General features: G+C 47.9%; 19 protein-coding genes. 16 read left to right on the top strand and 3 right to left on the bottom strand.

Going from position 1 to position 13,328, the window contains the following annotated elements; genetic code table 11:
- Positions 1-41: 41 nt before the first annotated feature.
- The 5 genes from GKG36_RS04805 (at position 42) to GKG36_RS04785 (ending at position 3,129) form a co-directional block, all read left to right on the top strand.
- Entirely contained in the window at positions 42-632 is a 591-nt protein-coding gene (locus GKG36_RS04805) for a hypothetical protein (RefSeq protein WP_226942657.1), read from the top strand.
- A 12-nt stretch (positions 633-644) separates the two neighbouring features.
- The gene (locus GKG36_RS04800) at positions 645-827 is read left to right on the top strand and encodes a DUF4316 domain-containing protein (RefSeq protein WP_003500078.1); all 183 of its coding nucleotides are present in this window, start codon (positions 645-647) and stop codon (positions 825-827) included.
- On the top strand, positions 827-1,168 hold the full coding sequence (gene mobC / locus GKG36_RS04795) for a plasmid mobilization relaxosome protein MobC (protein WP_012741672.1): 342 nt from the start codon (positions 827-829) through the stop codon (positions 1,166-1,168). The genes GKG36_RS04800 and mobC overlap by 1 nt, the downstream gene beginning before the upstream one ends.
- Before the next feature lie 175 nt (positions 1,169-1,343).
- Positions 1,344-1,634 (top strand): CD1845 family protein, encoded by a 291-nt coding sequence (locus GKG36_RS04790; protein WP_055194528.1) that lies wholly within the window; start codon positions 1,344-1,346, stop codon positions 1,632-1,634.
- 79 nt (positions 1,635-1,713) lie between these two features.
- Positions 1,714-3,129 (top strand): relaxase/mobilization nuclease domain-containing protein, encoded by a 1,416-nt coding sequence (locus tag GKG36_RS04785; RefSeq protein WP_117535860.1) that lies wholly within the window; start codon positions 1,714-1,716, stop codon positions 3,127-3,129.
- Positions 3,130-3,298: 169 nt separating this feature from the next.
- On the opposite strand, the gene GKG36_RS04780 is transcribed toward GKG36_RS04785, so the two are convergent.
- Positions 3,299-3,664, bottom strand: coding sequence for a helix-turn-helix transcriptional regulator (locus tag GKG36_RS04780; RefSeq protein ID WP_173012887.1), 366 nt, complete (start codon positions 3,662-3,664; stop codon positions 3,299-3,301).
- Positions 3,665-3,811: 147 nt separating this feature from the next.
- Between GKG36_RS04780 and GKG36_RS04775 the strand changes: the two genes are divergently transcribed.
- From GKG36_RS04775 to GKG36_RS04730, 11 genes are all read left to right on the top strand, one after another.
- Complete coding sequence (locus GKG36_RS04775) at positions 3,812-4,000, top strand: helix-turn-helix domain-containing protein (RefSeq protein ID WP_024738628.1); 189 nt, start codon at positions 3,812-3,814, stop codon at positions 3,998-4,000.
- Positions 3,993-4,685, top strand: a complete 693-nt coding sequence (locus tag GKG36_RS04770) for a response regulator transcription factor (protein WP_154259469.1) — start codon at positions 3,993-3,995, stop codon at positions 4,683-4,685. The genes GKG36_RS04775 and GKG36_RS04770 overlap by 8 nt, the downstream gene beginning before the upstream one ends.
- 5 nt (positions 4,686-4,690) lie before the next feature.
- Positions 4,691-5,608 carry a HAMP domain-containing sensor histidine kinase gene (locus tag GKG36_RS04765; RefSeq protein ID WP_154259467.1) on the top strand — a complete coding sequence of 306 codons (918 nt, stop codon included), beginning with the start codon at positions 4,691-4,693 and terminating at the stop codon, positions 5,606-5,608.
- A gap of 135 nt (positions 5,609-5,743) precedes the next feature.
- Complete coding sequence (locus GKG36_RS04760; protein ID WP_007860248.1) at positions 5,744-6,670, top strand: ABC transporter ATP-binding protein; 927 nt, start codon at positions 5,744-5,746, stop codon at positions 6,668-6,670.
- Positions 6,663-7,448: an ABC transporter permease gene (locus GKG36_RS04755; protein WP_012816192.1), complete on the top strand. Its 786-nt coding sequence runs from the start codon at positions 6,663-6,665 to the stop codon at positions 7,446-7,448. Before GKG36_RS04760 ends, GKG36_RS04755 begins: the two co-directional genes overlap by 8 nt.
- A 2-nt stretch (positions 7,449-7,450) precedes the next feature.
- Positions 7,451-8,230, top strand: coding sequence for an ABC transporter permease (locus GKG36_RS04750; RefSeq protein ID WP_154259465.1), 780 nt, complete (start codon positions 7,451-7,453; stop codon positions 8,228-8,230).
- A 7-nt stretch (positions 8,231-8,237) separates the two neighbouring features.
- Positions 8,238-8,699 carry a hypothetical protein gene (locus GKG36_RS04745; RefSeq protein WP_118213137.1) on the top strand — a complete coding sequence of 154 codons (462 nt, stop codon included), beginning with the start codon at positions 8,238-8,240 and terminating at the stop codon, positions 8,697-8,699.
- Between the two features lie 440 nt (positions 8,700-9,139).
- Positions 9,140-9,562 carry a sigma factor-like helix-turn-helix DNA-binding protein gene (locus tag GKG36_RS04740; protein ID WP_154259463.1) on the top strand — a complete coding sequence of 141 codons (423 nt, stop codon included), beginning with the start codon at positions 9,140-9,142 and terminating at the stop codon, positions 9,560-9,562.
- Positions 9,563-10,070: 508 nt separating this feature from the next.
- A complete protein-coding gene (locus tag GKG36_RS04735; protein WP_118709570.1) occupies positions 10,071-10,274 on the top strand; it encodes a hypothetical protein in 204 nt (67 codons plus the stop codon).
- Between the two features lie 133 nt (positions 10,275-10,407).
- Positions 10,408-10,584, top strand: coding sequence for a hypothetical protein (locus GKG36_RS14555; RefSeq protein WP_165483719.1), 177 nt, complete (start codon positions 10,408-10,410; stop codon positions 10,582-10,584).
- An 89-nt stretch (positions 10,585-10,673) separates the two neighbouring features.
- The gene (locus tag GKG36_RS04730) at positions 10,674-12,182 is read left to right on the top strand and encodes a recombinase family protein (protein ID WP_005927564.1); all 1,509 of its coding nucleotides are present in this window, start codon (positions 10,674-10,676) and stop codon (positions 12,180-12,182) included.
- Positions 12,183-12,257: 75 nt separating this feature from the next.
- On the opposite strand, the gene GKG36_RS04725 is transcribed toward GKG36_RS04730, so the two are convergent.
- On the bottom strand, positions 12,258-13,010 hold the full coding sequence (locus GKG36_RS04725; protein WP_154259461.1) for a DUF4866 domain-containing protein: 753 nt from the start codon (positions 13,008-13,010) through the stop codon (positions 12,258-12,260).
- Between the two features lie 74 nt (positions 13,011-13,084).
- Positions 13,085-13,246, bottom strand: a complete 162-nt coding sequence (locus GKG36_RS04720; protein WP_154259459.1) for a hypothetical protein — start codon at positions 13,244-13,246, stop codon at positions 13,085-13,087.
- Positions 13,247-13,328: the final 82 nt, after the last annotated feature.

Raw genomic sequence — 13,328 nt, 5'->3', positions numbered from 1 at the left:
TTCGGGTCATGTTGACCCGAGGCACAGAAAGGAGGGATCTCTTGGAGACAGTACAAGGATATGTGATTTTGAAAGCTGCCACCTTTGAAACCGGACACGGCTTTGCGCTGGGGCATAATCCGGGAGCGCCGAGCCCCTTTGTGACCTGGCAGTTTACCGAGGGGGAAAACGGCCATCGGGATTACTACTGGGGCCGCTATGGAACCAGTCAGGCGTGGGCGCAGCGGGACTTTGACCGCCGGGTGGACGACTATCAGCAGCTTTACCATGCGGCGGTCAAGCATACCGAGCTGGGACCGGAGGGCGTTTACCGCTATTATTCCACCCAGCGGCCCGTGGACATAGGAACTTACCCGAAGCTGCCGGATAACCAGCCTCTTTCCATCGTCAACTACGACGATGACAGGCGGCGTCCTGTGGCAGACGGCAGTCTGATGGCATGGGGCGAACTGACCTACGCAAAGCCGCTGACCGAAAAGCAGATGGAGGATTATGAACTGAAACCAGCACCGGGCAATCCTGACCGGGTGCGCCCATCCATTACCGCCCGGCTCAAAGAAGGAACCAGAGGGCAGGAACCCCCGAAGGAGCCCGGCCAGAAGCGGAGCCATAAAAACCATGAGGAACGATAAAGGAGGATCGCCATGCACGAAAAAGACAACTATCTGAAAACCGCCGAGCTCTCCACAGAGCAGAACTGCAACATGATCGACGGCGTACCCAACAACACGCCCATCCCACCCACGCCCCCGGAGCTGGACGCAAAACCGCTTGATAAGGTAAAGGAACCCAAAGAGCGCCGGAAAGGCCGGGAGCTGGAACGCTGATGGAGAACCGCAAGCGGAATGTCCATCTGCACGTCATGGTAACGCCGGACGAGCTGGCAGCCATCCATGAACGGATGGCTGAGGCGGGCATTTCCAACGCCGGGGCTTATGTACGGAAAATGGCTCTGAATGGGTATATCCTGCACATCGACCTTGCGCCCGTAAAAGAGCTGATCTCTCTGCAACGGCGCTGTTCTAACAATCTCAATCAGGTTGCCATACACGCACATACCTATGGCGTGTACCCGGAGGAAATCGACGGATTGAAGCGGGACTATGAAAAGCTGTGGGGCGAGGTGTCAAAGGTGTTGCGGGAGCTCTCCGAGCTGGTGGCAAAGTAAGACGAGGGCGGCAGGCTTCCGTTGCGGGGCTTGCCGCCCTGCTCTTTTTTTACCACTTCGGGCCAGTATGACCCGAAGGTTTGGGACAGGATTCACTAATCTTTCGCAACATTTATGTCCCCGGGCAGGCATGATAAAATAGAGGTAGGAAGGATAGATAAAGGAGGTTTTGAAGATGAAGATACTGCTGAAAATATTGGTTGCTCCCTTTGCTTTGGCGTTGTCCCTTCTGGCGGCTCTGCTGGTGTTCCTGTTGGATATTTGTGCCGTCCTGCTGACGATTGCCTCTGTGATCCTGGCGGTGCTGGGTGTCGCTCTCTTTTTCACGCCGACGCCCATAGGTGGGATTGTATTTCTGTTTCTTGCCTTCCTTCTTTCGCCGTATGGACTGCAAGCGGCGGCGGGCTCCCTTCTTTGGGCGCTGGACGGAGGCAAATCCGCTCTGTACCGGTTTCTGGCAAGTTAAGCAGCCTCGGGCCATACTGGCCCGAAGTCGGGGCGGTCTGAATGGGCCGCCCCTTTCTCATGGAAAGGAGGAATGATTTTTGGCTACCACAACTTTGTTACAGCGCCATGCGGGCGAAGGCGAAACGATTGCTGAGGCTATCCGGGATTGTCTGGACTATGGCAAGGACCCGGAGAAAACAGAAAGCGGAAAGTATATCTCCGCTTATGAATGTGATCCGGCCACCGTGGCGGACGAGTTCCTTTTGGCAAAGGCCAGCTATGCCGCTATGACGGGCCGGGAACAGAAGAAAGAAAATAATGTGCTGTGCTATCAGATACGACAATCCTTCTATCCGGGCGAGATCACCCCGAAGGAGGCGAACCGTATCGGCTATGAGCTGGCTATGCGCTGGACAAAGGGGCGGCACGCTTTTATCGTTACCACGCACACCGATAAGCAGCACATCCATTGTCACATTTATTACAACTCCACCACCCTTGACTGCACTCGGAAATTCCGAAATTTTTGGGGCTCCAGCTTCGCCCTTCGGCGGCTCTCTGACAGGCTGTGCCTTGAAAACGGGCTGTCCATCGTGGAGAACCCGAAGCCCCGGAGCAAGAGCAAGTATCGGAACTATGGGGAGTGGCAGAAAGACCGGAAAGGGCCGCTTTCCTATCAGGACCGACTGCGCCTTGCTATTGATACTGCGCTGGCGGAACGCCCCGCTGATCTGGACGAATTTCTCAATTTGATGAAGCGGGCCGGGTATGAGGTCAAGACGGTTCGGGGCGGCGGTATCAGCTTCCGGCTGACCGGGCAGGGACAGGAACGCTTCACCCGTCTGCGTGCCTCCACGCTGGGGGACGGCTACGACTTGCAAGATGTTCTGTCCGCCATTGAGGGCAAAGAAAAACGCCCCGGGCGCTCAGAGCGGAAAATCAGTTTGGCGGTGGATATTCAAGCAAAGCTGGCTGCCGGTAAGGGGCCGGGATATGAACGCTGGGCGAAGGTATTTAACATTAAGCAGATGGCTGCTGCCCTTGCTTATATACAGGACAATGGCCTGACCGATTATGAGCAGTTGGCACAGAAAGCCACCGAGGCAGCAGACCGTTTTCATGCCATTTCCGAGCAGATCAAGCAGACGGAACAGGCCATGAAAACCAATGCCGGGCTAAAGGCCGCAACGGTTCAGTATGCCAAAACCCGTCCAGTCTTTGAGCAGTATAAGGCGACGAAGTACAGCCGGAAATTCCTTGCGGAGCATGAGGCCGACCTTGAACTGTACCGGGCTGCACAAACGGAAATGCGCTCTCTGCTGGGCGGGGCGAAGCTCCCCAAAATGGATGTGCTGAAGGAAGAAGGCCGTAAGCTCACAGCAAAGAAAAAACAGCTCTATGGAGAATATCAAAAGGCACGACGGGATATGCAGGAGATCGTCACGATCAAAGCGAACATTGACACTCTGATGGGCTACACCGAACCGGGAAGAAAGCAGGAAAAGGAGCGTTAAGGTTATGAAAACAAGGAGCAAAGCGACGCTGACACTTCGGGCCATGTTGGCCCGAAGATACGGGTTTGGGGCGAGCCCCAACAAGCCGCCTTTGTGCCACTTGTGGCCACAGAGGCATTGCTTGCCACTTAGCGGCAGCCCCTAAAATGGCGCAAAAAAACAGAGGCCCTTATTCTGGAACCTCCGTTTCTCTGGCTTTCTTAATGCCTTCGGCTGTGGCTTCTATCACGACAAGCTCTTTTTCATTCATGGAGTTTAGAAGAACATCAATGTGCTTTCTGCAAGAGCTTGACCTTGCCCCTCCGTCCGCATGAATAAACTGGTCAACTGAAACGTCAAACATGGTAATGAGTTTAACAAAAAGGTCGAAACTGGGATACTGACCTTTGTTCTCAATATTCATAATGGTACGGGAGTCACGGTCTACTAATTCCGCAACATAGGCTTGTGTCCATCCCTTTTCTTCTCTGGCCTGTTTGAGAGCCGCCCCGAGGCCGTGAAAGTCAAACCTTCTTTCATTTTGGTTCATTCTCATATCACCCTATATCATTGTACATTTCGGGTTGGATTATGAGAATGTAATGGAATTTTACATAAAGTAGTATTTCATTTCATCAATATGCAGCCTCCAACTTGTACTATTCGAGATAAAGAACTATAATGTACTCTGTGGAGGTGCGAAATGGACTATATGACATTGAAAGAGGCCGCCGAAAAGTGGGGCGTGACACCTCGTAGGGTAAATTATTATTGTGCTGGTGGACGTATCCCCGGTGCTGTGAAAATGGCCGGTGTTTGGCTGATCCCAAAGAACGCAGAAAAGCCGATTGACGGAAGGACAAAACAAGGGAAGGGGTTGCACCATGAATAAAATCCTGATTATAGATGATGACAGAGAACTGTGCGCTTTGATTAAACGTAGCGTACAAGCAGAAAACATAGAAGCTGATTTTTGTAATACCGGAAAAGAGGGCTTACAAAAATTAAGAGAGCAGGAATACCAGCTTGTGGTGCTGGATGTGATGATGCCCGGCATGGACGGGTTTGAAACGCTGGAAGAAATTCGCAAGGAGTACAGCTTGCCGATTTTGATGTTCACATCTAAAAATGACAGCATTTCTAAAGTACGGGGCTTACGGGCCGGAGCGGACGATTATCTTACAAAACCGTTTGATATGGACGAACTGATTGCCCGTATTGCGTCCCTCATTCGCCGCTACACCCGTTTTAATCATCAAGCCGGAGCTGTGCAAAAACTGGATTTTGATGGATTGCAGATTGACCTTGAAAATCGTTCTGTTACTACATCAAACGGCACTTTTGAACTGCCCCCAAAGGAATTTGATTTGCTCCTGTACTGTGCAAAACATCAAGGGAAAATTTTGACCAAACAGCAGATTTATGAGGAAGTATGGGGCGAAGAATATTTCTATGATGACAGTAACATTATGGCGATTATCAGTCGGCTTCGTAAAAAATTAGAAGTCAATCCTTCAAGCCCAAAGTATATACAAACGGTCAAAGGGATTGGCTACCGGTTTAATAAGGAGGTGTAGTCAGCATGGAAATTATCGTATTCTTGTCCATTGTGATTGCTGTTGTGGCTGTATTGACTTCCATCGTTCTCGTTCGGCGTGTAAAAAAACAAATAGCAGAAATGACCGATGTGCTGGTTGATGTGAAAAACGGAAATGGCAACCGGCGTATTCTATCTGCAACAAATGAACTGACAGCACCTCTTGCCTATGAAATCAATGAGATCGTTGTGGCCTATGAAAGCAGACTTTCAACTGTACGGCAGACAGAAGAAACCAACCGCCAGCTTATGACGAGCCTTTCCCATGATGTGCGAACGCCCCTTACTACTCTGCTTGGGTATCTTGACGCTGCACACAAAGGACTGGTCACAGGAAAAGACCGGGATGATTATATTGAAACCGCCCGCCGGAAAGCCCATGATCTGAAAGAATATATTGATGTACTCTTTGACTGGTTCAAGTTAAATTCTAACGAGTTTGCTTTGGAGATCCAGAGTGTTGAGGCCGCAGAGCTGACAAGAAATATCCTCATTGACTGGATACCGATTTTTGAGGATAAACAGGTTGAGTATGACATCGATATTCCCGAACAGCCTGTCCGGGTAAGATTGGATATGGATAGCTATATGAGGATCATCAATAACCTTATTCAAAATGTAATCGCTCATAGCCATGCAGACAAAATTAAAATTTCCCTATCGAAGAAGGAAAACAGCATGGAGCTGTTGCTGGCGGATAATGGAGTGGGAATTGAGAAAGAAGATTTGAAACACATTTTTGAACGGCTCTATAAGTGTGACAAAGGACGGTCTGAAAAAGGAAGCGGACTTGGTCTTTCTATTGTCCATCAGCTTGTAGAAAAGATGGGTGGGAGTATAACAGTTGAAAGTTTGCCGGGAAAAGGAACTGAATTTATGTTGCTTTTTCCTTTGGAGAGTTAAGCGGGTTCCCGTCTTTATGGCGGGAGCCTTTGTCATTTTAGCTGAATTTCAAATTGCAAGGTTAATGCAAGGTTGCGGCAAGGTTAATGCAAGGTTGGCGTGATAGAATACCTTACAGAACAGGAGGTTTTGAATATGGATACAAATTATATCATTGAAACAAAAAATCTGACGAAGCAATACGGCTCACAAAAGAGTGTGGCTGACTTAAATATCCATGTCAAGCGTGGGAGAATTTATGGTCTGTTGGGTAGAAACGGAGCCGGAAAAACCACTACCATGAAAATGCTGTTGGGTTTAACGAAGCCTACTTCCGGTGAGGTCAAAATCTGGGGAAAGTCTTTGCAAGGGAATGAAAAGAAGTTGCTCCCCCGCATTGGCAGTCTAATTGAGTCCCCCGGCTTTTATCCCAATCTGACCGGCACAGAGAACCTGCGTATCTTTGCTACTCTGCGGGGCGTACCAAACAATCATGCTATCAAAGATGCTCTGGATCTGGTAGGACTGCCCTACAAAGATAAAAAGCTCTTTTCACAGTATTCTCTTGGTATGAAGCAGCGGCTTGCCATCGCCCTTGCCGTTATGCACGATCCGGAGCTTTTGATTTTGGATGAGCCGATCAACGGCCTCGATCCCATCGGTATTGCAGAAGTACGTTCCTTTATTCGTGAGCTTTGTGACGCGCGAGGAAAAACCATTTTGATTTCCAGTCATATTCTTTCGGAGATTTCCTTGCTGGCTGACGATATTGGAATTATCGACCACGGCGCATTGCTGGAAGAAGAAAGCCTTGCTGAGCTGGAGCAAAAAAGCAGTAAGCATATCCGTTTTACGCTTTCGGATACTGCACAGGCAGCAAGAATTTTGGAACGCAATTTCCATGAAAACCATTTTTCCATACAGGACGACCACAATCTGCGCCTGCACAACCTTGATCTGCCTGTGGGTAAAATTGTAACTGCCTTTGTAGAAAACGGATTGGAGGTATCAGAAGCACATACCTGTGAAGAAAGTCTTGAAGATTACTTCAAGCGTGTGACAGGGGGCGAAGGAATTGCTTAAACTAATCAAATGCGAATTTTTGAAATTGAAACGGAAGAAATTTATTCCGCTTATTATTCTGGCTGCTTTCCTGTTTCCAATCCCGCTGACTTATCTGATGACAACGCCCTCTATGATGGAGCGATATACAGATCGGGCAGATGCTTTTGACGGACTATTTAACATGGTGTTGGGATATGGTATCCAGTTTTTACTGCCCTGTATTATCGGAGTGATTGCCGCTATCCTGTTTTTTATGGAACGCGACAACGATACATTCAAAAATCTGCGTACAATTCCCGTAACCAGCACGCAAATGGTGCTTGCAAAGATTATTGTCCTCTTTCTTTTTGGAATTGTTTTTTGTGTGGCTTCTACCATTGCAACAATTCTTTGCGGAATTGGAACATTAGAAGTTTATGGAATTGGTTATAAGCTGTTTTTGGCGGTTGAAACGGGGATCTTCATTACGGCAGGAACACTCCCATTGATTGTCCTTGTTGTCTTTTTCAGTAAGACCTATGTTTTTTCCATTTTGTTGTGTGTCTTTTACAGCGTTCTGAACATGAGTGCTACGGCATTGTTTGACACACTGCCTAAAACTATGTTATGGCTTCTGCCCACGCCACTGACTACATTTTGGAGTGCGGGAGATATGGCGGCTCATGGGATAAAAATGGACTTGGAGCAAATGACAGGGCTAATTCCCTCAACATTTCAAGTTGTATTCATTCTTGGGATCATGGCATTGGTTTCGTTCTTACTAATTGACAGATTATATAAGCAGAGGGGGGAATAAACATGGTTCGCATTGTAAAAACAGAATTTTATAAATTGAAAAGGTATCATATCCTTTGGGCGGGCGTTGCACTCATGCTCCTATCCGTCCTGCTGACCTTGTTTACCTCTATGGCGAATGATGGTTCCGTTTGGGATTTTGCCTATCTTACAGAACAGGTCATCAAAAACAATATGTCCATGATTTTTCCGATGTGTATCAGCCTAATTGCTGGATATATGATTTCTCGTGAGCAGACGGATGACACATTGAAAAATATTCTGACTGTGCCGATCTCTTTTAAGAAACTGTTGACCGGAAAATTGATTGTGTGCGGCGTATTGTCTATTATTTTCGGGCTGATATGCAGTCTGTTTACAATCATAGCAGAAATGATTGTGAGATTTCCCGGCTTTGAGATTTCCTTAGCTCTAAAAGCAGCCTTGCAGATTACTGCGGTTAATTTCTTTTTATATCTTGCGGTTCTGCCGATTATCGCTCTTACTTGTCGGAGGGCAGGTAGCTTTTTAGTCGGTGTAATCATTGCTTTTGTCTATGGATATGGAGGGATGTTTGCCGCAGGAAATATGACATTAGCAAACCTTTATCCGATTACCGCAAGTCTTGGAATGGTAGGCTACCGTAGCTATGATACCGCAGTCAACTGGAATATCGGAACCTGTTCTTGCAGTCTTGCGCTTGCTGTCATTATTTCTGCCATCTTGATTTTGTGCATGAAAGAACGAGAAGCAACCCAAACAAAGAAAAAGGCCAAAAAGGTAGCTCCAAAGAAAGGCTGGTGATGATTTTATGAAGAAAATAGTTTTAGCATTAACATTCGTCCTTGTGGGAAGTTTTATGCTTGCTGGCTGTTCAAAAGATGAAATTCTCAATCATTACAATAACATTGTTCAATCTGCGGGCTCCATAGAACTGACAGGGAAATCGTCACTGCAAGGGGAAAAAGAAAAAGGAATTGATGATTATACAGGGACTTATACGGCTGATTATGCGAACTTTTCAGGTACAGAGTATTTGTTCGGAGGAACTTCCATAAAGAGAGAAGCCGGTAAGGAGCTGTCCATTGATTGCACCTTGGAGATTACGGAAGGTACTGCAAAAGTATTTTGGATTTCTGGATCTGATGAAGCAGTCACGTTGATTGAAGCAACCGGAACTTATAGTGACACAATTACACTTCCTGATGGTGGAAATTATATCGGAATTGAATGCGAGAGTTTCACAGGAAGCATTGAATTAAATATTGAATAACATTCTGCCGGACGACGGCAAAAGAAAAAAAGCCGTCGTAGAGCAGACAATTTGACACGCCCATTTGAAACGGCGGCTTTGATTTTCAGAGCCGCCGTTTCTTTGCGTTTGCACAAACCAATGACGACTTGCAGGGACACGGTAGCCGATTGGAGGTTGATTTACCGTGTCCTTCTTTTTATTTCGCAGTATCCATGATCTGCACCAGTTAAAAAAAGCGTAGCTCCCCCTCCGGGACAGTCTGGTTATGAATGTGAAATTAGAAAACACATAAATGAATATGTAATTTCATGCGTCCGTGTGGCTTCATGCCGCCCGGGCGCTTTTGCGTTCTTATGGGGCTGCTTCGGGTCATGTTGGCCTGAAGCCATTCCCCGGTGCCGCTCCCCGCCGCCTTCGTTTCGGTCACTCGTCAACCAACAACCGAAACGGAGGTCAATATGGCTATTATCAATTTGCGGGACTATTACCCATTCTATACATCGGATTGCTTCATGGAAGTATCGGAAGAAGTTGCAGAAATGTTCAAAGAGTTTGATCGTAAAGAGGCTGCGTACCGGCTGCGTACATACCGCCACAAAGCCTACTATTCCCTTGATCGGGATGACGGGCTGGAGCATGAAGCTCTCTTTGTCGCCTTATCTCCCCATGAACTGTATGAGCGGAAAGTGACCATGCAGGAGCTTCATGCAGCGATTGCCAGTCTGCCGAACAAACAGGCAAAACGGATTTACGCTCATTTCATTCTCGGCATGACCAAACAGGATATTGCCCGGGCAGAGGGCGTCCATGAAAAAGTGGTTCGTGTCGCAATCGAGCGAGGTCTGCGGCGCTTAGAAAAAATTTTGAAAAATTCTTTGTAAGGTGTACCGATTTAGGCCGGAAAATGAAATGGCTTATGAGAGGTAAAACACTTCGGGTCACAATGACCCGAGGTTCAGACAAGCCTCATGCAGATTGAAAATTGAATAAAAAGACACCCGGATACGAAGGGGAACACGCTGTGTGACAGACCCGCCATGACCTCGGATTTCAGAGAATACAGTCTTTGTAAAACTGAGCGAGCGAACAGGTTCATGCCATAGGTGGGGGCAAGGCTGGCTCCACCGGAACAGGCGCAGAACCCGGATACTTGCGTTTAGTCACAGTCCGAGCGTTGAAGCGGCCTTGTAAGCCGTGAGCCGTCGCAGGCAATGAGAACGCCTTGCCATCAGAATGGGGAGAGTTGAAATACTATGGGGCATGAAGCCTATGTCCGTCCGATGTGTCTGAAATGAAGTGAAAACCTATGGGGAGTCCCCGGCAATGCTGTCTGATGATAGGCCAACCGATCCGGCGTGGCTCCCCATCTTTTCAAAAAAGGAGCATTTTATGGGAAATGCGTTTGGAATGATCCCCGGCTTGGAAACGGACGAATGGAGCAATGACGCCTGCCGCGGTTATGTCATTATGGCAATGGAGGACTGCGGATTTTCAAAGAAGGATATACGGCGTGTTGTGGGGCAGCTTTATGAAGTATTTGACCTCAACAGCGTGGAGGACGCCAAAGAAAAGTACCATTCCAGTCCTTACTGACCTCGGGCCATATCGACCCGAAGTGGAGAAAGCTCAAAGGGCGGCACCTGCTGGGTGTCGCCTTTTGACATTTCCCCACAGGACAAGCGGGAAAGGCAGGCATATACACGCACTTTCGCAAAGGAGGTTTTCAATGACGCAAGCTGTCACTTATGAACGAGAAACAAAGTCTGTCGCATTTCAAGGGAAGATCATTGTGCTGGAAAGCCTCACGCCGGTACTTCCCCCGAAGGAGAAAGCACAGCGCAAAAAAGAAATTGAGCGTTGTCTTTATGAGGTGTTCAGAAAATATGGGGACAGATTTCCCTAATCATTCGCAACATTGTTGTCCGGGGCTGCTGATGGTATAATATAGTTGTAAGGTTGGTAGCTCCATTCCAACAAGGAAAGGAGCCCAATATGGAATTTATCAGAGAAGATTGTATTTACGCAAGACAGTCAGTAGACCGCAAGGACAGTATCAGCATTGAAAGTCAGATTGACTTTTGCAAGTATGAATTGAAAGGTGGGAGCTGCCGGGTATTCAAGGACAAAGGCTATTCCGGTAAAAATACGGATAGGCCGGAGTTTCAAAAGCTGTTGGGCGAGATCCGCAAGGGAAAGGTCAGGCGGGTCATCGTGTATAAACTGGACCGTATAAGCCGCTCTATTCTGGACTTTGCAACGATGATGGAGCTGTTTCAAGAGTATGATGTGGAGTTTGTATCATCCACAGAAAAGTTTGATACTTCGACCCCGATGGGCCGGGCCATGCTGAATATCTGCATTGTATTCGCCCAGCTTGAACGGGAGACAATTCAGAAGCGTGTCACAGACGCCTACTATTCCCGGTGTCTGAAAGGTTTCCACATGAGCGGACAGGCACCATACGGTTATCAGTTAGAGCCTACTGTGGTAGAGGGTATCCGTACAAAGAAAATGGTTGCCGACCCCGTAGCCGCCGACCATGTTCGGCTGATGTTTGAAATGTACGCTGAACCGGAAACCTCCTTCGGAGATATTACCCGATACTTCGAGGAACATGACATAAAAATTTATGGAAAATCCATGTTCCGTACATTTCTTTCCCAGCTTTTAAGAAACCCCGTTTACGCACAGGCCGATTTGGAGCTGTACGAATTTTTCAAGAGTCAGGGTGCAGCGATTGTCAATGACGCTTCTGACTTTGCCGGAACAAACGGCTGCTATCTCTATCAGGGGCGGGATGTGAAGGAGGACAAGGACAGGTGCTTAAAAGACCAGATACTTGTTATCGCTCCCCATGAAGCACTCATTTCCTCTGACACATGGCTGAAATGCCGGAAAAAACTTATGGCAAATACCACCTTCCAGCAGGGACGGAAACCGAAGAACACTTGGCTGGCCGGAAAAATCAAATGCGGGCATTGTGGGTATGCTCTGAAAGCCACCCATGTACCAAACAGCACCGGATATTTCCGCTGTACCAAACGGACGGAAAACAAAGGCTGTCCGGGCTGTGGGAAAATCCGCAAAGAAGAATTTGAGCAATTCATTTTCTCGGCCATGCAGGAGAAATTCAAAGACTTTCAGATACTCCACGGCAGGGAGGAAAAAGTCAATCCGAAACTGACAGCCTATCAAGTGGAACTGGCACAGGTGGAGGCAGAAATTGAAAAGCTGCTGGACACGCTGACCGGAGCCAATGCGACCTTGCTTGCCTACGCTAACAAAAAAATTGAAGAACTGGACACCCGACGCCAGACCATTTCAAAGGCAATCGCCGAATTGAGTGTTGAAACCATATCGCCCCAGCAGATAAAGAAGTTATCCTATTATCTCGACAACTGGGACAGCATAGATTTTGACGACAAAAGAAAAGCCGCCGATGGTTTGATCTCTACGATCAAGGCCACCAGCGACCGTGTTCAGATAGAGTGGAAAATCTGACATTTCCGCTCTATCGCCCCTCATTTCTATTTTATCTTGTTTGTACCCCTTGTACACCGATGTTTTACAGGGCGTTTACTCGCCGTAAACGATCTTGGTGGCAGTTTCCACATGGCGTTCCAGCCGGTCGGCAAAGTGTTCCAGCGGCAGAAAAACGCCAAGTTCATCGTAGCGGGTTCCGCCGTCCTTGAGCGTATCCTGTCCATAGTAGACCACGGAACGGGGCAGTGCGTGCTGCAGCTTCATCTGGATATCCCAGACGGTGGAGTAGGCCTCCGCTTCCGTTACCTTCTGCTTCACGGTGTCCGGCAGTTCGTAGATCAGCAGCAGCCCCAAATGCTGGTTGTAGTGGTACTCCACCACATCCATCGATCCTTCGTCGTAGCCGTGATACTTGCAGTAGCCGCTGGCAAGGTACATTTTTACCTTTTCCTGCTTCTGGAACACCCGGATGAACCGGTCGTATACTTTGCTGCTCACGGCAAATTCGTTGTTCGGCAAAAGAACGCCGGCATCATCCGTCAGGATCACCGGGTTCGGCTGACCATCGGCGTTGAATTTGAACGGGATCAGGGCAGCGTTCCGTAGCAGGTCAAACATACTGTGCTGGCAGATCGCCATCAGAAAGGCAGACAGATCCTTGTTCTCGTAGGCATTGAACAGTGCTGCGGCAAACTGCTGTGCACTCACGGCCGGCGCATCCAGTACGTCTGCCATGTCCAGCGAGTCGTTGAAGGTATCCATCAGGCGGTGGCAGGCTTCTGGATTTTTCAGGATCTCCCCGAACAGTGCCTCTGCCTTTTCTTCTCTTGGAAATATCGTTGCCATCAAAAAGACCCTCTTTCTGTTTATTTCCAGCTACCTATTATAGATTCATAATGCCCAGCTGTGAAATACTGCTTTCATATTGCTGCTATATGCAGAACACTTTTTACACATTTTCCAAGTGCCTGTACAATGGACGCTGCAATCATGAAATTGCACGAGGGAAATGTTTTTCCTTCTGCTCGCATTGCGAGTATCTGTGGTTCTAATTCTTTGATTTTGGTATATTTTCTGGACATAACAAAACCTCCTCGTGTAGTTCTATTATCCTACACGGGGAGGTCTTTTGTCTATTGTCTACTTTTTACGGACCGGTTCAGC

Origin of the sequence: Faecalibacterium sp. BIOML-A1 (assembly GCF_009679715.1) — a bacterium.
Classification (GTDB): Bacteria; Bacillota; Clostridia; order Oscillospirales; family Ruminococcaceae; genus Faecalibacterium; species Faecalibacterium taiwanense.
Note: the sequence above shows the minus strand (reverse complement) of the source record. Positions and strands in the feature narration are given on the sequence as shown.